Origin of the sequence: Actinospineispora eucalypti, assembly GCF_039543365.1 — a bacterium.
Lineage (GTDB): Bacteria > Actinomycetota > Actinomycetes > Mycobacteriales > Pseudonocardiaceae > Pseudonocardia > Pseudonocardia eucalypti.
Map to the genome: position 1 here is coordinate 61,291 of NZ_BAABJP010000018.1, position 19,486 is coordinate 80,776.

Sequence of the window (19,486 nt, forward strand, 5' to 3'; positions counted from 1 at the left end):
GGTCACTCCTTGGGAGAAGCCAGGTCGGGCAGCCGGCCGTCGCTCACCTCGGCCAGCAGCGGCAGATCCCTGACGCGCACGGCCGGCAGTGGTAGCTCCGACCCGTCGATCAGCACCGCGCTCACCCTGGATCGTGTCCGCAGACGCAGCGCGGTGATGTCAGTCCAGGCTACGCGCCTGGCGCGGACAATGTTGCGCGCCGTCACCGACTCGCCGTCCACCGTGGTGCGCAGCCGGACGATCCCCGCCATCCAGCCCAGCGGCAGCAGGTAGAGCAGCGCGCCGTACGGCACGGTCGCGGCGACCGGGGTGACACACACCACCAGGGTGATAGCCGCGACGTGGCCTAGGGCGGAGATCCGGAAGACGACGGGGCCAGCCATTCGACCATCGTCGCAGGTGGCTCCGGGCGGCCGGCGGGCAGCGGGGCGGTGCCGGGGGTGCTGAGTGGCCTCCCAGGATCCGGGACACGGGTCTCACCTGGTTGACCGACGCAGGGGCGCCGGTTACGGTCAACCGCGTGCGCATCATCATCGACCTCGTAGTACTTGCAGGGCGCGTCGACGCCTGAGTGCTTTCGAAGTCGACGCGCGACCCTCGCTCCGCCACACGCACGGCGGCGAGGGTTTTTTAATGCCCGGAGCACAAACCGAACACACGACACGCGAGGCTTGAGTCCAAAATGACCACCGCGACGCCCCGGCCGGCACCGGTTCCCGGCCCGCCGAAACCCACCCCGCCACCGGTCCGAGCGACCCAGCAGATCACCCCGCCGGTGACGGTTACCGGCGCGCAGTCGCTCGTACTCTCCCTCGAAGCGGTCGGTTGCGAGGCGGTGTTCGGCATTCCGGGCGGCACCATCCTCCCCGCCTACGACCCGCTGCTGGACTCCACCGCCGTGCGCCACGTCCTGGTCCGCCACGAGCAGGGCGCCGGGCACGCGGCCACCGGGTACGCGCAGGCCACCGGCAAGGTCGGCGTGTGCATGGCGACCAGCGGCCCCGGCGCGACCAACCTGGTCACGCCCATCGCGGACGCCTACATGGACTCCATCCCGGTGGTGGCCATCACCGGTCAGCAGAGCCGGGCGCTGATCGGCACGGACGCCTTCCAGGAGGCGGACATCACCGGCATCACCCTGCCGATCACCAAGCACAACATGCTGGTCACCGACCCGGTGGAGATCCCGCGCGCGATCGCCGAGGCGTACCACCTGGCTTCCACCGGCCGCCCCGGCCCGGTGCTGGTGGACATCCCCAAGGACGTGCTGCAGGAGCAGACCACGTTCTCCTGGCCGCCGGAGCTGAAGCTGCCCGGGTACCGGCCGACCACCCGCCCGCACGGCAAGCAGATCCGCGAGGCGGCGCGGCTGATCGCCACCTCCCGGCGCCCGGTGCTCTACGTGGGCGGCGGCGTGATCAAGGCCGCCGCCGACAAGGAGCTGGCCGAGCTGGCCGAGCTGACCGGTGCGCCGGTGGTCACCACCCTGATGGCCCGGGGCGCGTTCCCGGACAGCCACCCGCAGCACGTCGGCATGCCGGGTATGCACGGCACGGTGTCCGCCGTGGCCGCGATGCAGCGCTCGGACCTGCTGGTCGCCCTGGGCGCGCGGTTCGACGACCGGGTCACCGGGCAGCTGTCCAGCTTCGCGCCGGAGGCCGCCGTGGTGCACGCGGACATCGACCCGGCGGAGATCTCCAAGAACCGGCGGGCCGACGTGCCGATCGTGGGTGACTGCAAGGAGGTCATCACCGAGCTGATCGACGCGGTGCGCCGGGAGCAGCAGGAGTCCGGCGGCAAGCCGGACCTGTCGGCGTGGTGGGAGCAGCTGAACGGCTGGCGGGAGACCTTCCCGCTGGGCTACGACTGGCCGGCCGACGGCACGCTCTCCCCGGAGTACGTGATCGAGCGGATCGGCCGGATCGCCGGGCCGGACGCGGTGTACGCGGCCGGCGTCGGCCAGCACCAGATGTGGGCCGCGCAGTTCGTCCGCTACGAGAAGCCGAGGTCCTGGATCAACTCCGGCGGGCTGGGCACCATGGGCTTCGCGGTGCCCGCCGCGATGGGGGCCAAGCTGGGCCTGCCGGACACCACGGTGTGGTGCATCGACGGTGACGGCTGCTTCCAGATGACCAACCAGGAGCTGGCCACCTGCGCCATCGAGAGCATCCCGATCAAGGTCGCCGTGATCAACAACGGCAACCTGGGCATGGTCCGGCAGTGGCAGAACCTGTTCTACGGCGAGCGCTACTCGAACACCGACCTGGGCACGCACAAGCACCGCATCCCCGACTTCAAGCTGCTCGCCGAGGCGATGGGCTGCGTGGGCCTGCGCTGCGACAGCAGGGACAAGGTGGACGAGGTGATCAACCAGGCGATGGAGATCAACGACCGGCCGGTGGTGATCGACTTCGTGGTCGGCGCGGACGCCCAGGTGTGGCCCATGGTCGCCGCCGGGACCAGCAACGACGAGGTCAAGACCGCGCGCGGCATCCGCCCGCTGTTCGACGACGACGACGCCTCCATCGACGCGAAGGGGTCGCAGGCATGAACCGGCACACCCTTTCCGTCCTGGTGGAGGACAAGCCCGGCGTGCTGGCCCGGGTGGCCGGGCTGTTCAGCCGGCGCGGGTTCAACATCGAGTCGCTGGCCGTCGGCCCGACCGAGCTGCCCGACGTCTCCCGCATGACCATCGTGGTCGCGGTGGACGAGCTGCCCCTCGAGCAGGTCACCAAGCAGCTCAACAAGCTGATCAACGTGATCAAGATCGTGGAGCTGGAGCCGGCCGTGTCGGTGCAGCGGGAGCTCCTGCTGGTCAAGGTCCGGGCCGACGCCACGGTGCGCAGCCAGGTGCTGGAGACCGTGCAGCTGTTCCGGGCCAAGGTGGTCGACGTGGCCCCGGAGGCGTTGACCGTCGAGGCCACCGGCACCACGGACAAGCTGTCCGCGTTGCTGCGCATGCTGGAGCCTTACGGCATCCGGGAGATGGTGAAGTCCGGCATGGTGGCGGTCGGCCGGGGCCCCCGGTCCATCACCGCCGCCGCGGTCCGTTAGAACAATTCGAGAGGAACACCCAACGGCAATGCCTGCCAACATTTACTACGACGACGACGCCGACCTGTCGATCATCCAGGGCCGCAAGGTGGCCGTGATCGGCTACGGCAGCCAGGGCCACGCCCACGCGCTGAGCCTCCGCGACTCCGGCGTGGACGTCCGGATCGGCCTGCCCGAGGGCTCGAAGTCCCGGCAGAAGGCCGCCGACGAGGGCCTGCGCGTGCTAACCCCGGCCGAGGCGTCGGCCGAGGCGGACGTGATCATGATCCTGGCGCCGGACACCAAGCAGCGGTTCATCTACGCCGATGACATCGCGCCCAACCTGAAGAGCGGCGACGCGATCTTCTTCGGGCACGGCTTCAACATCCGCTACGACCTGATCAAGCCCCCGGCCGACGTGGACGTGGCCATGGTCGCGCCCAAGGGGCCGGGCCACCTGGTGCGCCGGCAGTTCGTGGACGGCAAGGGCGTGCCCTGCCTGATCGCGGTCGAGCAGGACTCGACCGGCGGGGCCAAGGCGCTCGCGCTGTCCTACGCCAAGGGCATCGGCGGCTCGCGGGCCGGGGTCATCGAGACCACCTTCAAGGAGGAGACCGAGACCGACCTGTTCGGCGAGCAGTCGGTGCTCTGCGGCGGGGCGAGTGCCCTGGTGCAGACCGGTTTCGAGGTGCTCACCGAGGCCGGCTACGCCCCGGAGATCGCCTACTTCGAGTGCCTGCACGAGCTCAAGCTGATCGTGGACCTGATGTACGAGGGCGGCATCGCCGGGCAGCGCTTCTCCTGCTCGGACACCGCCGAGTACGGCGACCTCACCCGGGGCCCGCGGGTGATCACGCCGGCGGTCAAGGACGAGATGCGCAAGATCCTGGCCGAGATCCAGGACGGCCGCTTCGCCCGCGAGTGGGTGGCCGAGGACGAGGCCGGCCGCCCCAACTTCACCCGCCTCCAGAAGGAGGGCGCCGAGCACCCCATCGAACAGGTCGGCGCCAAGCTCCGCGGCCTCATGTCCTGGGTCGCCCCGCCCGCCAACTAATCACCGGCACAAACCGTTCGGCGCTGGCACACGCTCTGTAGCACGTGTGCCAGCGCCGAAACGCGTGGACCGGCGACCTGTTACCGGGGACACAGGTGTGCTCCGGTAAAGCTGTTCGGGTGGGACAGTACGGATCATGAGTGTCTCGGGTGGGAGGACGGCGAACGGCGGCTGGGTGGTGCCGCTGGCGGTGCTGATCGTCGGCATGTTCATGTCGCTCCTGGACATGACCATCGTGAACGTGGCGGTGCCGTCCATCCAGAAGGACTTCGGTGCCAACACCGACGAGATCCAGTGGGTCACCACCGCCTACTCGCTGGCCCTCGGCGTGATCGTGCCGGTCAGCGGCTGGCTGGGCGACAAGATCGGGCTGACCCGGACCTACATCCTGTCGATGCTGGGGTTCGCGGTGGGGTCGGCGCTGTGCGGGCTGGCCTGGGACCTGGAGAGCCTGGTCGCCTTCCGCATCGTGCAGGCCGTGCCCGGCGGTGTGCTGCCGGTGGTCACGCTGGCCATGGTGTACCGGATGGTGCCCCAGGGGCAGATCGGCAGCGCGATGGGGATGTACGGGCTGGGCGTGGTGTTCGCCCCGGCGTTGGGCCCCACCCTGGGCGGCTACCTGGTGGAGCACACCGACTGGCGGCTGATCTTCTTCATCAACGTGCCGATCGGGCTGGTGGGCATGGTGCTGGCGGTGCTGGCCCTGCCCAAGTTCCCCGGTGGCCAGGCCGCCCGGTTCGACCTGTGGGGTTTCGCCACCGTGGCCTCGGGGCTGTTCGCCCTGCTGCTGGCCTTCTCCAAGGGGGAGGACTGGGGCTGGGACTCCTACCCGATCATGATGTTGCTGGTGTTCGGCGCACTGACCCTCGCGCTGTTCGTGGTGATCGAGCTGGAGGTCACGCACCCGCTGATCGACGTGCGCATCTTCCGCCGATGGGCGTTCACCAACTCGGTGCTGCTCACCGGGGCACTCTCGGTCGGCCTGTACAGCGTGCTGTTCTACGTGCCGCTGTACGTGCAGGAGTCGATGGGCATCACGCCGCTGCGCACCGGCCTGATGATGATGCCCGAGGCGATCGTGATGGGTTGCCTGATGCCGGTGGCCGGCGAGCTGTACGACCGGTTCGGCGCCCGCTGGCCGGCGGTGATCGGCCTGCTCATCGCCGCCTGGGGCACGTACCTGCTCACCGGGATGAACCCGGACGTGCCGCTGTCCGACGTGGTGCTCTGGACGTGTATCCGGGCCATCGGCAACGGCCTGTGCATGATGGCGATCATGACCGCCGGGCTGGACGCGCTGCGCCGCTCGGAGATCAACGAGGGCAGCGCGCTGAGCAACGTGGCGCAGCGGGTCTCCGCCGCGCTCGGCCTCGCCGTGATGACCTCGCTCGCCACCAGCCAGCAGGCCCAGTCCATGGCCGACCGGGGGGCACTGCTGGAGACCGGCGACACCGCCGGGCGCCCCGAGCTGGCGCATAGCCTGGCCGAGGGGCCGCTGGGCCTCTACCCGCTGCTGCTGCGCACCCAGGCCGACGTGACCGCCACCGCCTACGGCAAGGTCTTCTTCGTCAGTGCGGTGATCACCGCGCTCTGTGCGCTGCTCGCCCTGGGCTTCCGCCGAACCGAGCGTCCGGCCCCCGAACCGGCCGCCCCGCCTCGGGACGCGGGGGATGCCGCCGTCCGGCGAGACGTCGGTACGCCGGTCGAGCGCGAAGCGGGCGAGGCACCCGGACGGCGCGAGCCGGCCGGGGTGGGCTTCCCCGGCGGATAGGTTCGGCCGCCGTCGCGGCGCGGCGCCGGTTCAAAGAGCGCTTGGACGGCCTGGCTTGCCCGGTCTTCCGCTGCTTTAGTGCGGCCCCTCGCGCTGGGTTCGGGGCTCGCCGGCCGGCACGGGGCGGGGCGGTCTCGCCGAGGGGTAGCACAGTCGCCTTTTGATCATGATTCGGGGCGACTGGGCTGCCACTCGGCGCCCCTGATCCGGCCTACCTCTCAGGTCATGCTCACCTGGGCTGAGCGTGCGCTCGGCGACAACGGTCCGCGGAACTCGGTGACCGGGTTGAGAGGCAGGTCGGCTTCGTTATCGCGCTGGTCACGGTGACAGTGGTGCCGGTGGGGGCCGCTACTACGATGAGCGCGATCCTGGCACCTCGATAATTGGAGCACCGTGAGCACCGCCGCCACCCGTCGCCCCGTCGTCCTGCTCGCCGAGAAGCTGGCCCCCTCCGTGGTGGAGATGCTCAGCCAGTCTTGTGAGATCCGGCAGGTGGACGGGACCGACCGCCCGGCCCTGCTGGCCGCCGTAGCGGAGGCGGACGCGCTGCTGGTCCGGTCGGCGACGAAGGTGGACGCCGAGGTGTTCAACGCCGCGCACCGGCTCAAGGTGGTGGCACGGGCCGGGGTCGGGCTGGACAACGTGGACGTCGCGCCGGCCACCGCGCGCGGCGTGATGGTGGTCAACGCGCCCACCTCGAACATCGTCTCGGCCGCCGAGCACGCGATCGCGCTGCTGCTGTCCGCGCTGCGCAACGTGCCGGCCGCCGACGCCAGCCTGCGCGGCGGCGAGTGGAAGCGCAGCGCCTACACCGGCGTCGAGCTGAACGGCAAGACCGTCGGCGTGGTCGGCCTGGGCAAGATCGGCCAGCTGGTGGCCCAGCGGCTGGCCGCCTTCGGCACCAAGCTGGTCGCCTACGACCCCTACGTGGCCCCGGCCCGCGCCGCCCAGCTGGGCATCGAACTGCTCTCCCTGGACGAGCTGCTCGAGCAGGCCGACGTGATCTCCATCCACCTGCCCAAGACCCCGGAGACCCTGGGCCTGATCGGCAAGGACCAGCTGGCCCGGACCAAGCGGGGCGTGGTCATCGTGAACGCCGCGCGGGGCGGCCTGGTGGACGAGGACGCGCTGGCCGAGGCGGCCCGCTCCGGCCAGGTCGGCGCGGCCGGCGTGGACGTCTACCTGAAGGAGCCGACCACCGCCAGCCCGCTGTTCGAGCTGCCCAACGTGGTCGTCACCCCGCACCTGGGCGCGTCCACCCTGGAGGCGCAGGACCGCGCGGGCACCGACGTGGCCCGCTCGGTGCTGCTGGCGCTGGCCGGCGAGTTCGTGCCGGACGCGGTGAACGTGCAGACCGGCGGCGTGGTCGGCGAGGAGGTGCGGCCCTACCTGCCGCTGGCGCGGAAGCTGGGCACGCTGCTCTACGCCCTGGCCGGCCGGGTGCCCACCTCGATCACCGTCGAGGTGTACGGCGAGCTGTCCGGCGAGGACGTCTCGGTGCTGCCGCTGGCGGCGCTGCGCGGGCTGTTCAACGACGTGGTCGAGGACCAGGTGACCTTCGTGAACGTGGCCTCGCTGGCCGAGGAGCGCGGGGTCACCGTGGAGGTCACCACCGCGCCGGAGAGCGACAACTATCGCAGCGTGGTGCGGCTGCGCGCGGCCATGCCGGACGGCGAGGGGATCACCGTCTCCGGCACGCTCACCGGCCGCGCGGCGGTGGAGAAGCTGGTCGAGGTGAACGGCCGGCACTTCGACCTGCGCGCCGAGGGCGACGTGGTGCTGCTGGAGTACAACGACCGGCCGGGCGTGATGGGCCGGGTCGGCACGCTGCTCGGCGAGGCGGCGGTGAACATCGAGGCCGCGCAGATCAGCCAGACCACCGACGGCGCCGACGCGATCATGTTGCTGCGGGTGGACCGCCCCGTGGACAACACGGTCCTCGCCCCGGTCGGCGCCGCGATCGGCGCCCGCACGATCAGCCAAGTCAGCTTCGACTAGGCGCGTCTGAACGGGTGGGTGAACGGGGGACCGCCACGGCCGGTGGTCCCCCTAATGGGCGTTATGTGTTTGCACTTAATGAGTGTCTCGTGAGAATTCTGATGCGGAAGCATCGGAGGATCATCCAGTTGGAGTAAGGATCAGATCACGTTTTGGTAACGAGCCGAAACGTTCCTGGCCTTCTCAGCGGTTTCTCCGAGCGAGAGCCCCTGGCGACCCCGCCAGCGGGTCCCAGTGAGGGGAAAGAGAAGCATGCGAGTCCGCACGATGCTGGCTAGCACGACGCTGGCACTGCTGACCTTGGTCTGGAGTGCACCGGTCGCGCTTGCCCAGAGCGACGAGAACGACCCGAGTCCGCCCACCACCACGACGCGGCAGCAGCAACAGGAGCGGGCGCAGGAGCAGCCCACCACCCGCGCCAACACGCTGCGTCAGCAGGAGCAGGACACGGAGACCCCGACTCCCCCCAGGACCACGCGGCAGGAACGGCCGGCGCAGGAGCCGACCACCACCCGGGAGACCCCGCGCCCGACCACTCCGAGGGAGACCCCGCAGCCGCAGCCCTCGCCCAAGCCGATCGAGCGGCCGACGACGACCACGGCGCCGACCACCACGACGACCACGAGCAGCAGCGCGGCGGCCGAGATCGCCATCCCGGAGCCGAAGGCCAACCTGTCGGTCTCGCCGAAGCAGGTCCGGCAGGGCGAGACGGTGACCGCCGACGCACGCTGTGAGAACGGCCGGGTCCGGTCGCTCACCTCGTCGGACGTGAACTTCTCCGGCACCACCGGGCGGGTCGACCAGAACGCCCCGATCGGTGGCCGCACGGTCACGCTGATCTGTGAGAACGGGTCGAAGACCGCCACCGCGAGCGACAGCTTCACCGTGGTGTTCCGCAACGGCGGACCGGAGCAGGACGTCCGCGCCTCGCTGTCGGTCTACCCGAACGTGGTGCGCCCCGGCGACACCCTGTCCGCCAACCCGCGCTGTGAGAACGGGCGCATCGAGTCGCTGCGCGGCGACGATGTGAACTTCTACGGCAACAGCGGCCGGGTCAACGACCGGGCCGGTGAGGGCAACCGCACCGTCACCCTGGTCTGCGTCTCCGACCGGGGCAACAAGCGGGTCACCGCCACCGACAACTTCCGGATCGCCCGGGACGGCGGCTGGGGCAACGGCGACCCGAGGGCGACCCTCTCGGTCTCGCCGAGGACGGTCCGCCCCGGTGACTACATCTGGGCCAACGGTGGCTGTTACGACGGCTACGAGGAGTCGCTGCGCGGCGACGACGTGAGCTTCCGGGGCAACCGGGGCTGGGTGGACGACAACGCCCGCGAGGGTGAGCACACCGTCCGCCGGGTCTGCCGCAACAACGGCAAGACCGTGGAGGCCACGGACACCTTCCGGGTGGACCGGGACGGCCACGGGGAGTGGCCCGGCCACGGGCCGGACGACTTCTGGCTGAGTGACCGCTCCGGCTACCAGGGTGACGACGTGGACGCCTCGGTGCGCTGCCGCGACGACCGCGCCCGCCTGGAGTCCAACGCGCTGGAGGACATCACCCTGCGCCGCGAGGGCGGCCGGCTGCGCGGCACCACCCACGTCGACAACAACGCCGACGAGGGCTGGCACCGGGTCACCGTGTACTGCGACGGGAACTCGCAGAGCCGCTGGTTCCTGGTCAAGGACGACGACGACAACGACGGCCCGCAGTGGCTGGACTTCGACCCGGGTTACGGCAACCGGGGCGACGAGGTCGACGTGCACGTGCGCTGTGAGCACGGCGTCGGCCGGTTGGACGGCAACGGAATCCTGGACAACATCGAGCTGGACCGCGACGGCGAGAACCGGTGGAGCGGCACCACCTCGGTGGAGGACGATGCCGACTACGGTGAGCACACCATCAAGATCAGGTGTGGTGACGACACCCTTTCCGAGGACTTCTTCGTCCGGGGCGAGGGCGACAAGGACGACGATGACTCGCCGGACGGCGGCGAGTACGTGAGCGTGTACCCCAAGGGCGGCATCGAGACCGGCGGCGGACCAGTCGGCGCTCCGATCGGCCTTGGCGCGCTGACCCTGACCGGCGCTGGCATCACCAACGGCGGTCGCACGCGAAGGAGTGAGCGGTGAAGCACTGGAGTCGCGCGGCGGTAGTCGCGGTCGGGGCGGCCCTGGTCCTTGCGGTGGCCGGTTGTAGCGAGGCGGAGCCGGGGCCCAACGACGGCCCCATGCTTTCCTCGCCGACCATCACCGGCGGTCCGGTCACGGCGATTCCGCCGCTGGACCCGTCCGCTCCGACGGAGGTGCGCATCGACAAGATCGGTGCCAGCTCCAGCCTGGTCGCGCTCGGGCTCAACCCGGACCGGACGGCCGCCGTGCCGCCGGTCAGCGAGCCCAAGCAGGCCAGCTGGTACAAGTTCAGCTCGACGCCGGGTGCCAAGGGTCCTTCGGTGATCCTGGGTCACATCAACGGCGGCGGGACGCCGGGAATTTTCTCCCGGCTGCACGAGCTCAAGCCCGGTGACCAGGTGTCGGTGAAGCGGGCGGACGGCAAGACCGCCGTCTTCACCATCACCAAGCTCGAGCAGTTCCCCAAGGGGAACTTCCCGACGCAGCTCGTCTACGGTGACACGCCGGACGCCCAGGTCCGGCTGATCACCTGTGGCGGGGCCTTCAACCGGGCCGCGAAGAGCTATATCGACAACATCATCGCGTCGGGGACGCTTACCTCCGTCGCCTGATTCAGCGGTACCTTCCGACCCCGTCCGGACCGGTAAACCACCTGGTCCGGGCGGGGTCGGCGCTTGTTCACCCAAGAAGTGGGCCGATCTTCACCACTTAGGGTGAACTCCAATGGGTGGCCAGCGGCGAACCGGAATGGCGGTTGCGGGTAGCGTGCCGCTGGGACATCGGTTCCCCGCTGGCTGGACTGCCCGCGCAGGCACATGGGAGGGGCAAAATGCGATTGGCGGTGGTTCCCGGAGACGGGATCGGGCCGGAAGTCATCGCCGAGGCGCTCAAGGTGCTCGGGGAGGTGGTTCCCGGCACGGAGACGACGACCTACGACCTCGGCGCGGCGCGTTGGCACTCGACCGGTGAGCTGCTGCCCGAGTCGGTGCTCACCGAGCTGGCCGAGCACGACGCGATCCTGCTCGGCGCGGTGGGCGACCCCTCGGTACCCAGCGGCATCCTGGAGCGCGGCCTGCTGCTGCGGCTGCGCTTCGAGCTGGACCACCACGTGAACCTGCGCCCCGCCCGCCTCTACCCGGGGGTGCGCAGCCCGCTGGCCAATGCGCCGGAGATCGACATGGTCGTGGTCCGCGAGGGCACCGAGGGGCCGTACGCCGGCACCGGCGGCCACCTGCGCAAGGACACGCCGCAGGAGATCGCCACCGAGGTCAGCGTGAACACCGCCTACGGCGTGGAGCGGGTGGTGCGCGACGCGTTCGCCCGCGCCGCCAAGCGCCCGCGCAAGCACCTCACCCTGGTGCACAAGACCAACGTGATGGCGTACGCCGGCGGCCTGTGGTCGCGCATCGTGGAAGAGGTCTCCCTCGAGTACCCGGACGTCGGCGTGGCCTACCAGCACGTGGACGCCACCACCATCCACCTGGTCACCGACCCGGGCCGGTTCGACGTGATCGTCACCGACAACCTGTTCGGCGACATCCTCACCGACCTGGCCGCCGCCGTCACCGGTGGCATCGGGCTGGCCGCTAGCGGCAACCTGGACGTCAGCCGGCGCAACCCGAGCATGTTCGAGCCGGTGCACGGCAGCGCGCCGGACATCGCCGGCCAGGGCATCGCCGACCCGACGGCCGCTGTCCTCTCGGTGGCTCTGCTCCTGGACCACCTGGGCAGTTCCGAAGCGGCCCGCAAGGTCGAGGCCTCGGTGGCCTTCGACCTGGCCACCCGCGACCACGGCGCCGCCGGCCACACCCAGTCCATCGGCGACCGCCTGGCCGCCCTGGTAGGCCGCCCCGCCACCTTCGACGTCTCCTCCTAACCCACACCCCCGGCGATTCAGTCACTTCAGCACGGTGATTCAGTCACTTCAGCAGGGTGGTTCGGTCGCTTTGCGCCCACCAGGGCGCGGTACCAGGGCTCGCGCGCGAAGTCGTCGGGCGCCCACACCACCGGGCGCCCGACCGCGCGACACAGGTGCAGGATCTGGCCCTCGGCCAGCCAGACACCCACGTGCGCCCCGTAGGCCTCGGCCGACCGGTTGAACAGCCAGAGGTCCAGCGGCCGCGGCGGACCGATCACCCGGTCGGTGTACACCGTGTCCGCCCACAGGTCGCTGGAGCGCAGGGCGGGCAGGCGGATGCCGAACAGCTCGAGCACGGCGTAGGCGTAGCGCTGGCAGTTCGCGCCGTGCTCGATCGGACCGGGCGCCGGCGCTCCCGGGTAGGCCCACCCGGCGTACGGCACGGTGAACAGCCAGCCGGGCCAGCCGTCCGCCGGGGTGGGCCAGTCCCGGGTCAGACCACCGTCTCGGACTCGCCGAAGATCAGTTGCGCACCGGCGGCGGCGAAGTTGGGCAGGTCCGCGCCGGCCGCCTGGAACTCCGGGCTGGCCAGTGACGCCTTCAACGCCTCCTCGGTCTCCCAGCTCAGCACGGCGATCAGGTGGTAGGCCGGCTTGCTCCCGTCCGGACCCGGCCGGCACCACGTGACCGTGTAGCCGGCCAGGCCGGGTGCCTTCGCGGCCAGCGGGGCGTGCACCTCGCGGTAGTGCTTGTCGAACGCCGCCGGGTCGGCCGGGTGGTTGTAGAGCACGGTGAGTTGGTGCAACGCGGTTCTCCTCGTCGAGTTGGTGGATCTATCTTGGCCCCGGTGCCGGGCGCCCGCAGGACTAGTGCTAGCATCCGCTCCGTGGCACTTCAGCACGTGATCATTATCGTGAGGCGCGTCGGGTAACCAGCACCACCACCCGACGCGCAGACCTCTCGCATCCCGCGGGGGGTCTTTTTGTTTGTCAAGACACAGCGTTTGTCCAGCCCAGTGTTTGTCCAGACAGGAGCGGTCCGAATGCGCACAGAGCCCGCCGGAACCCCGTTGGGCGATGGCTTCCACCTCTACGACACCACGCTGCGGGACGGCGCCCAGCGCGAGGGCATCAGCTACTCGGTGCCGGACAAGCTGGCCGTCGCGCGCCACCTGGACGCGCTCGGGGTCGGGTTCATCGAGGGTGGCTGGCCCGGTGCGCTGCCCAAGGACACCGAGTTCTTCGCCCGCGCGGCCGCCGGTGAGCTGGTGCTCAAGCACGCCGTGCTGGTGGCGTTCGGGTCCACCCGGCGCGCCGGGGTGCGGGCGGAGGACGACCCGCAGGTGCGCGCGCTGGTGGACTCCCAGGCGCCGGTGGTCACCCTGGTGGCCAAGTCGGACCGCCGGCACATCGAGCGGGCGCTGCGCACCGATGTCGCGGAGAACCGGGCCATGGTGGCGGACACGGTGGCGTTCCTGCGCTCCCAGGGGCGCCGGGTGTTCCTGGACGCGGAGCACTTCTTCGACGGCTACACGTTCGACCCGGACACCGCCGTCGGCGTGCTGGACGCGGCGGTCGGGGCGGGCGCGGACGTCGCGGTGCTGTGTGACACCAACGGCGGCATGTTGCCGCTGCGCATCGCCGAGGTGGTGGCCGAGGTGGCCGAGCGGACCGGGTTCCGGCTGGGTATCCACTGCCAGGACGACACCGGGTGCGCCGTGGCCAACAGCGTCTCCGCGGTGCAGGCCGGCGCTACGCACGTGCAGTGCACCGCCAACGGCTATGGCGAGCGGGCCGGCAACGCCGACCTGTTCGCGGTCACCGGGAACCTGGTGGCCAAGCTCAGCATGCCCGTCCTACCGGAAGGGGCATTCGCCGAACTCACCCGCACCTCGCACGCGTTGGCCGAGCTGGCCAACATCGCTCCCGACACCCACCAGGCCTACGTCGGGACGTCAGCGTTCGCTCACAAGGCGGGCCTGCACGCGAGTGCGATCAAAGTGGATCCGGAGCTGTACAACCACGTCGACCCGTCGGTTGTCGGCAACGGACAGCGGGTGCTGGTCACCGAGATGGCCGGCAGGTCGAGCGTCGAACTCAAGGGAGCCGAGTTCGGCCTCGACCTGGCCGGCCACCCGGACGTGGTCACCTCGGTGGTGACCACGGTGAAGGACCGGGAGGCGCAGGGATGGTCCTTCGAGGCGGCGGACGCCTCGCTGGAGCTGCTGATGCGTTCCGCGCTCGGCGAGCCGGCCGCGACCCCGTTCACCCTGGAGTCCTACCGGGTGATCATCGACCGCGGCGTGGACGGCGAGGTGATCGCCGAGGCCACGGTGAAGATCTGGGCCGCCGGTGAGCGGGTGATCGCCACCCGGGAGGGCAACGGCCCGATCAACGCGCTGGACGCGGCGCTGCGAGCGGCGCTGACCTCTTCCTGCCCCTGGCTGGAGGACGTCGAACTGTCCGACTACAAGGTGCGCCTGCTCTCGCCCAAGCACGGCGCCGGGCACGGCACCGACGCGGTCACCCGGGTGCTGGTGGAGTCCACCGACCGGGCCGGCTCGTGGACCACCGTCGGCGTGCACGGCAACGTGGTGGAGGCGTCCTGGCTGGCCCTGGTGGACGCGCTCGCCTACGCCTCCGGGGCCCGTCAGCGGCGCGCCCAGTCGGGCGCGTGCTCCGGGAGCGGGCCGATCGCCACCAGGTAACCGGGCACGGTGCCCAGCACCGGGAACCGCTCGAGCAGCCGGAACGGCAGTGGCAGTCGGCTCGGCCTGGGCTGGTCGGCCAGCGCGACGCTCAGCGCGCGGCCCAGCACGAAACGGTGGGCCAGCCGCTGGCCGGTCTGGATCAACACCGTCGGCAGCCAGCGGCGGCGCTGCACCTTGCGCAGGTCGTCCAGCCGGACCCGGCCGGCGCGCAGCGGCTCGGCCAGCAGCCGGGCGGCGGCCACCGCGTCGGCCACGGCCAGGTTGATGCCCACCCCACCGACCGGGGACATGGCGTGCGCCGCGTCCCCGATGAGCAGCAGCCCGTCCCGGGCCCAGTTCTTGACCCGGTTCAGGCTGACGTTGAGCAGCTTCACGTCGTCCCAGGTCTCGATCGTGTCCAGTCGGTCGGCGGTCCACGGCTCCAGCTGGGCGAACTCGTCGCGCAGCGCCTGGATGCCGGCGGCGCGCAGCCGGGCGTCCGAACCCTTGCGGATCAGGTACGCGCACTGCCAGTAGTCACCCCGGTCCAGCATGATCGCCACGTGCCCCGTCGAGAACCGGCCCAGCGCGCCGACCGGGTCACCCTCCTTGCGGGGCAGCCGGAACCACCACACGTCCATCGGCACCCCGAACTCCCGGGGGTGCAGCCGCGCGGCCGAGCGCACCGTCGAGCCACGCCCGTCGCAGGCCACGGTGAGCTCGGCCCGCAGCTCGTGCTCCTGGCCGCCGCCGTCCGGACGCCGGTCCCGGTAGCGCACCCCGACGACCCGCCCGCGTTCGGTGACCAACCCGATCACCTCGGCGTCCCGGATCAGCGTGAAGGTGGGCTCGGTCTCGGCGGCTGACGCGAGCATCTCCAGGAAGTCCCACTGCGGCACGAACGCGATGTGTTTGTGCGGGCCGGGCAAGTGGTCCAGCCGGATCGCGACCTTGCCGGCATCCAGCTCGGCGGTGACCCGGTCCACCATCCGGTGCGGCAGCTTGTCGAACGTCTCGCCGAGGCCCAGCTCGTCCAGCAGTGTCAGGGTGGACGCGTGCACGGTGTCGCCCCGGAAGTCGCGCAGGAAGTCGCCGTGCTTCTCCAGCACCGTGACGGGCACGCCCGCCCTGGCCAGCAGCAGGCCGAGCACCATCCCGGCCGGCCCGCCACCGACCACCACACATCCGGTCTCCGGCATTGCGATCGCCTCCTTTCAACGTTAGTTGAATTATGCCATACGAAATGGCCGGTTGGTTAGACGGGTAATGCTGAGACGCTCGTCACGCTCGGCCCGGCAGCCGGCCGGGCAATTGTTCGGGGGTCAATTCGGTGCATTTCGGCTCATGGGGTGGTCCCGGGCTCGGGGCGCTCGGCGCGCCGGGGTGGCTGGGCATAAGCCCAGCTCAGTGGTCTGATCAAGTCGATCCGGGGTGGCGGTTTGGGGTCTCCGGGTGGCGTCGGCTACCATTGCTTCAGCACGGAGCACCGGGAACGGGGCTCCAAGGTAGTGGGGTATGGTGTAATCGGCAGCACGACTGATTCTGGTTCAGTTAGTCTAGGTTCGAGTCCTGGTACCCCAGCGGATACGGAGCAATTCGATATCCCTCGGCCCCGTCGTCTAGCGGCCTAGGACGCCGCCCTCTCAAGGCGGTAGCGCGGGTTCAAATCCCGTCGGGGCTACAGAGCCGAAAGAGCCCTGCTCGCGGAGTACGCGAGCAGGGCTCTTTCGCATTTCACTGCGGGGGTCCAACCCCCGCGCCCCGGGCCGGAGGGGCTGCGCCCCCCGGCACCCCCTCCGCCGGGCGCGTTCAACCACCCCCACCTGATTCAGTCACTTCAGCACGGTGATTCAGTCGGTTCAGCAGGGTGGTTCAGTCGTTCTGGCAGGGTGGTTCAGTCACTTCAGCGGGGTGATTCGGTCGGTTTGGCGGGTGCGGGTGATGCTCGATGTCGAAGTCGGCTTTACCGGCGGGTCGCCCGAGGTGGGTTGGCTGGGGTGATCCTTGAGGTCCCCATCCTGCTGAAGTGACTGAACCACCCTGCCAAACCGACTGAATCACCGTGCTGAAGTGACTGAATCAGGTGGGGGTGGGTGGGTTAGAGGCGTTGTTGGAGGGCTTCGGCGGCGGATAGGAGGTTGGCGGCCCAGCGGGCGCCGGGGCGGCGGCCGATTCGGTCTACGGGGCCGGAGACGGAGACGGCGGCGACGACTTCACCTTCCAGGTTGCGGACGGGGGCGGAGACGCTGGCGACGCCGGACTCGCGTTCGGCGACGCTTTGTGCCCAGCCTCGGCGGCGCACTTCCAGGAGGGTGCGCTCGGTGAAGGTGGCGTCGGTGAGGACGGCGCGCTGGGTGGCGGGGTCGGCCCAGGCGGCCAGGACCTTGGCGCCGGAGCCGGCGCCCATGGACAGCCGGGTGCCCACCGGCACCGTGTCGCGCAGGCCGCTTGCCGGCTCGGAGGCGGCGACGCAGATACGCTGCATTCCGTCCCGGCGATAGAGCTGCACGCTCTCCCCGGTGAGGTCGCGCAGCCGGGGCAGCACGGCCGACGCGGCTTCCAGTAGCGGGTCGCCGGAACGGGCGGCCAGCTCGGTGAGCGCCGGGCCGGGGCGCCAACGGCCGTCCGCGTCCCGGTGCAGCAGGCCGTGCACCTCCAGGCCGACGGCCAGGCGGTGCGCGGTGGCCCGGGGCAGCCCGGTGCGTTGGCACAGCTCGGCGAGACCGCACGGTTCGGTGGCGGCGGCCCACAACACCCCGACCGCCTTGTCCAACACGCCGATACCGCTATGCTGTCTCACGAACCGATACTAACTTCTCAAATTCTGGGAAGTCCAGGAGGAAGCAGATGGGACGGACGCTCGCGGAGAAGGTCTGGGACGGGCACTTGGTGCGCCAGGGAGAGGGCGCCGAGCCGGACCTGCTCTACATCGACCTCCACCTCGTGCACGAGGTGACCAGCCCGCAGGCGTTCGACGGGCTTCGGATGGCCGGCCGCAAGGTCCGCCGCCCGGACCTCACCGTGGCCACCGAGGATCACAACGTGCCCACCAAGGACGTCGAGCTGCCGATCGCCGACCCGGTGTCCCGCACCCAGGTGGAGACGCTGCGCCGCAACTGCGCCGAGTTCGGCGTGCCGCTCTACCCGATGAACCACGCCGAGCAGGGCATCGTGCACGTGGTCGGCCCGCAGCTGGGACTGACCCAGCCCGGCATGACCGTGGTCTGTGGCGACAGCCACACCTCCACCCACGGCGCGTTCGGCGCGATGGCGTTCGGGATCGGCACCTCCGAGGTGGAGCACGTCATGGCCACCCAGACGCTGCCGCTCAAGCGGTTCAAGACCATGGCGATCAACGTGAACAGCGCCGACGGCCGGCTGCGGCCCGGCGTGACCAGCAAGGACGTCGTGCTGGCCATCATCGCGCAGATCGGTACCGGCGGCGGCCAGGGCTACGTGCTGGAGTACCGGGGCAACGTCATCGAGAACCTCTCGATGGAGGCCCGGATGACGGTGTGCAACATGTCCATCGAGGCGGGCGCGCGGGCCGGCATGATCGCGCCGGACCGGACCACCTTCGACTACCTCAAGGGCCGCGACCACGCGCCGAAGGGGGCCGACTGGGACACCGCGGTGGCCGCCTGGGAGGAACTGCGCACCGACGAGGACGCGGTGTTCGACACCGAGGTGGACATCGACGCCGACGCGCTCACCCCGTTCGTCACCTGGGGCACCAACCCGGGCCAGGGCCTGCCGCTGGGCGCGAGCGTGCCGGACCCGGAGCGCATCGCCGACGAGAACGAGCGGATCGCCGCCGAGAAGGCGCTGACCTACATGGGGCTGGAGGCGGGCACCCCGCTGCGCGAAATCTCCGTGGACACCGTGTTCGTCGGCTCCTGCACCAACGGCCGGATCGAGGACCTGCGGGCCGCCGCCGAGATCATCCGAGGCCGGCACGTCGCCGACGGCGTGCGCATGCTGGTGGTACCCGGCTCGATGCGGGTGCGCTTCCAGGCCGAGAAGGAGGGCCTCAACGAGGTCTTCACCGAAGCCGGCGCGGAGTGGCGGTCCGCCGGATGCTCCATGTGCCTCGGCATGAACCCGGACCAGCTGGCGCCGGGGGAGCGCAGCGCCTCCACCTCCAACCGCAACTTCGAAGGCCGCCAGGGCAAGGGCGGTCGCACGCACCTGGTGTCGCCGCTGGTCGCCGCCGCGACCGCCGTGCGGGGCACCCTGAGCAGCCCGGAGGACCTGGACTGATGGAACCGTTCAGCACGCACACCGGCATCGGCGTCCCGCTCCGCCGGTCCAACGTGGACACCGACCAGATCATCCCGGCGGTCTACCTGAAGCGGGTGACCCGCACCGGCTTCGAGGACGGGCTGTTCTCGGCGTGGCGCCAGGACGAGAGCTTCATCCTCAACACCGAGCCGTTCTCCCGGGGGACCGTGTTGGTGGCCGGCCCGGACTTCGGCACCGGTTCGTCCCGGGAGCACGCCGTTTGGGCGCTGATGGACTACGGCTTTCGGGTGGTGATCTCCTCTCGTTTCGCGGACATCTTCCGGGGCAACTCCGGCAAGGGCGGCCTGCTCACCGCGCAGTGCAGCCAGGACGACGTCGAGCTGCTCTGGAAGCTCCTGGAGAACTCCCCGGGCACCGAGGTGACCGTCGACCTGGCCGAGAAGACGATCACCGCACGGGACCTGACCGTGCCTTTCTCGGTGGACGACTACACCCGCTGGCGGTTGCTGGAGGGTCTGGACGACATCGGGCTCACGCTGCGCAACGTGGCGGCGATCGACCGGTTCGAGGCGGCCAGGCCGGCCTGGTTCCCGCGCACCGAGCCGGTTGAGGCGGGCTCATCCGGGTGACCCGGGCCGGCGAGCCGCTGGCGTTTTACCTGGCCTGGGTTCTACCGTAGCCCGGATCTCCTCGGCAGACAGCGACCGG

Annotated in this window: 16 protein-coding genes and 2 tRNA genes; 13 read left to right on the plus strand and 5 right to left on the minus strand. The window is 70.4% G+C overall.

Annotation, left to right across the window (positions count from 1 at the left end; all coding sequences use genetic code 11):
- Positions 1 to 2: 2 nt before the first annotated feature.
- Positions 3 to 383 (minus strand): PH domain-containing protein, encoded by a 381-nt coding sequence (locus ABEB12_RS19820; RefSeq protein ID WP_185060226.1) that lies wholly within the window; start codon positions 381 to 383, stop codon positions 3 to 5.
- A gap of 299 nt (positions 384 to 682) precedes the next feature.
- Here ABEB12_RS19820 and ABEB12_RS19825 point away from each other — a divergent pair, with 299 nt between their 5' ends.
- The 8 genes from ABEB12_RS19825 (at position 683) to ABEB12_RS19860 (ending at position 11,865) form a co-directional block, all read left to right on the plus strand.
- Positions 683 to 2,551, plus strand: a complete 1,869-nt coding sequence (locus ABEB12_RS19825) for an acetolactate synthase large subunit (RefSeq protein WP_185060227.1) — start codon at positions 683 to 685, stop codon at positions 2,549 to 2,551.
- A complete protein-coding gene (gene ilvN, locus ABEB12_RS19830) occupies positions 2,548 to 3,054 on the plus strand; it encodes an acetolactate synthase small subunit (RefSeq protein ID WP_185060228.1) in 507 nt (168 codons plus the stop codon). The genes ABEB12_RS19825 and ilvN overlap by 4 nt, the downstream gene beginning before the upstream one ends.
- A 28-nt stretch (positions 3,055 to 3,082) precedes the next feature.
- Positions 3,083 to 4,087 (plus strand): ketol-acid reductoisomerase, encoded by a 1,005-nt coding sequence (gene ilvC, locus ABEB12_RS19835; RefSeq protein ID WP_185060229.1) that lies wholly within the window; start codon positions 3,083 to 3,085, stop codon positions 4,085 to 4,087.
- Between the two features lie 136 nt (positions 4,088 to 4,223).
- Complete coding sequence (locus tag ABEB12_RS19840; protein ID WP_185060230.1) at positions 4,224 to 5,858, plus strand: DHA2 family efflux MFS transporter permease subunit; 1,635 nt, start codon at positions 4,224 to 4,226, stop codon at positions 5,856 to 5,858.
- A gap of 393 nt (positions 5,859 to 6,251) precedes the next feature.
- Positions 6,252 to 7,856 (plus strand): phosphoglycerate dehydrogenase, encoded by a 1,605-nt coding sequence (serA, locus tag ABEB12_RS19845; protein WP_185060231.1) that lies wholly within the window; start codon positions 6,252 to 6,254, stop codon positions 7,854 to 7,856.
- A 267-nt stretch (positions 7,857 to 8,123) separates the two neighbouring features.
- Positions 8,124 to 9,989 (plus strand): hypothetical protein, encoded by a 1,866-nt coding sequence (locus ABEB12_RS19850; RefSeq protein WP_185060232.1) that lies wholly within the window; start codon positions 8,124 to 8,126, stop codon positions 9,987 to 9,989.
- The gene (locus ABEB12_RS19855) at positions 9,986 to 10,600 is read left to right on the plus strand and encodes a class F sortase (RefSeq protein ID WP_345702962.1); all 615 of its coding nucleotides are present in this window, start codon (positions 9,986 to 9,988) and stop codon (positions 10,598 to 10,600) included. Before ABEB12_RS19850 ends, ABEB12_RS19855 begins: the two co-directional genes overlap by 4 nt.
- Before the next feature lie 218 nt (positions 10,601 to 10,818).
- Positions 10,819 to 11,865: a 3-isopropylmalate dehydrogenase gene (locus ABEB12_RS19860; protein WP_185060233.1), complete on the plus strand. Its 1,047-nt coding sequence runs from the start codon at positions 10,819 to 10,821 to the stop codon at positions 11,863 to 11,865.
- A 26-nt stretch (positions 11,866 to 11,891) separates the two neighbouring features.
- Here ABEB12_RS19860 and ABEB12_RS19865 read toward each other — a convergent pair whose 3' ends face one another.
- A complete protein-coding gene (locus tag ABEB12_RS19865) occupies positions 11,892 to 12,290 on the minus strand; it encodes an NlpC/P60 family protein (RefSeq protein WP_345702963.1) in 399 nt (132 codons plus the stop codon).
- A gap of 50 nt (positions 12,291 to 12,340) precedes the next feature.
- Positions 12,341 to 12,652, minus strand: a complete 312-nt coding sequence (locus ABEB12_RS19870) for an EthD family reductase (protein WP_185060234.1) — start codon at positions 12,650 to 12,652, stop codon at positions 12,341 to 12,343.
- Positions 12,653 to 12,889: 237 nt separating this feature from the next.
- On the opposite strand from ABEB12_RS19870, the gene cimA reads away from it, so the two are divergent.
- Positions 12,890 to 14,554 (plus strand): citramalate synthase, encoded by a 1,665-nt coding sequence (cimA, locus tag ABEB12_RS19875; protein WP_185060235.1) that lies wholly within the window; start codon positions 12,890 to 12,892, stop codon positions 14,552 to 14,554.
- Here the strand turns inward: cimA and ABEB12_RS19880 are convergent.
- Positions 14,497 to 15,735: an FAD-dependent oxidoreductase gene (locus tag ABEB12_RS19880; protein ID WP_185060236.1), complete on the minus strand. Its 1,239-nt coding sequence runs from the start codon at positions 15,733 to 15,735 to the stop codon at positions 14,497 to 14,499. The genes cimA and ABEB12_RS19880 overlap by 58 nt on opposite strands.
- 310 nt (positions 15,736 to 16,045) lie before the next feature.
- On the opposite strand from ABEB12_RS19880, the gene ABEB12_RS19885 reads away from it, so the two are divergent.
- Both ABEB12_RS19885 and ABEB12_RS19890 read left to right on the plus strand, forming a co-directional pair.
- Positions 16,046 to 16,117, plus strand: a tRNA-Gln gene (locus tag ABEB12_RS19885).
- Positions 16,118 to 16,144: 27 nt separating this feature from the next.
- Positions 16,145 to 16,217, plus strand: a tRNA-Glu gene (locus tag ABEB12_RS19890).
- A 417-nt stretch (positions 16,218 to 16,634) separates the two neighbouring features.
- Here ABEB12_RS19890 and ABEB12_RS19895 read toward each other — a convergent pair.
- On the minus strand, positions 16,635 to 17,336 hold the full coding sequence (locus ABEB12_RS19895) for an IclR family transcriptional regulator domain-containing protein (RefSeq protein ID WP_185060237.1): 702 nt from the start codon (positions 17,334 to 17,336) through the stop codon (positions 16,635 to 16,637).
- 47 nt (positions 17,337 to 17,383) lie between these two features.
- Here ABEB12_RS19895 and leuC point away from each other — a divergent pair, with 47 nt between their 5' ends.
- Together leuC and leuD are read left to right on the plus strand one after the other, a co-directional pair.
- Positions 17,384 to 18,796: a 3-isopropylmalate dehydratase large subunit gene (gene leuC, locus ABEB12_RS19900; RefSeq protein WP_185060238.1), complete on the plus strand. Its 1,413-nt coding sequence runs from the start codon at positions 17,384 to 17,386 to the stop codon at positions 18,794 to 18,796.
- On the plus strand, positions 18,796 to 19,407 hold the full coding sequence (gene leuD / locus ABEB12_RS19905; protein ID WP_185060239.1) for a 3-isopropylmalate dehydratase small subunit: 612 nt from the start codon (positions 18,796 to 18,798) through the stop codon (positions 19,405 to 19,407). The genes leuC and leuD overlap by 1 nt, the downstream gene beginning before the upstream one ends.
- Positions 19,408 to 19,486: the final 79 nt, after the last annotated feature.

What these genes read in the sequence shown, in the direction of transcription:
- ABEB12_RS19820 (WP_185060226.1), bottom strand. Translation starts at nt 383, where the DNA reads ATGGCTGGCCCCGTCGTCTTCCGGATCTCCGCCCTAGGCCACGTCGCG.
- ABEB12_RS19825 (WP_185060227.1), top strand. Translation starts at nt 683, where the DNA reads ATGACCACCGCGACGCCCCGGCCGGCACCGGTTCCCGGCCCGCCGAAA.
- ilvN (WP_185060228.1), top strand. Translation starts at nt 2,548, where the DNA reads ATGAACCGGCACACCCTTTCCGTCCTGGTGGAGGACAAGCCCGGCGTG.
- ilvC (WP_185060229.1), top strand. Translation starts at nt 3,083, where the DNA reads ATGCCTGCCAACATTTACTACGACGACGACGCCGACCTGTCGATCATC.
- ABEB12_RS19840 (WP_185060230.1), top strand. Translation starts at nt 4,224, where the DNA reads ATGAGTGTCTCGGGTGGGAGGACGGCGAACGGCGGCTGGGTGGTGCCG.
- ABEB12_RS19850 (WP_185060232.1), top strand. Translation starts at nt 8,124, where the DNA reads ATGCTGGCTAGCACGACGCTGGCACTGCTGACCTTGGTCTGGAGTGCA.
- ABEB12_RS19860 (WP_185060233.1), top strand. Translation starts at nt 10,819, where the DNA reads ATGCGATTGGCGGTGGTTCCCGGAGACGGGATCGGGCCGGAAGTCATC.
- cimA (WP_185060235.1), top strand. Translation starts at nt 12,890, where the DNA reads ATGCGCACAGAGCCCGCCGGAACCCCGTTGGGCGATGGCTTCCACCTC.
- ABEB12_RS19880 (WP_185060236.1), bottom strand. Translation starts at nt 15,735, where the DNA reads ATGCCGGAGACCGGATGTGTGGTGGTCGGTGGCGGGCCGGCCGGGATG.
- leuC (WP_185060238.1), top strand. Translation starts at nt 17,384, where the DNA reads ATGGGACGGACGCTCGCGGAGAAGGTCTGGGACGGGCACTTGGTGCGC.
- leuD (WP_185060239.1), top strand. Translation starts at nt 18,796, where the DNA reads ATGGAACCGTTCAGCACGCACACCGGCATCGGCGTCCCGCTCCGCCGG.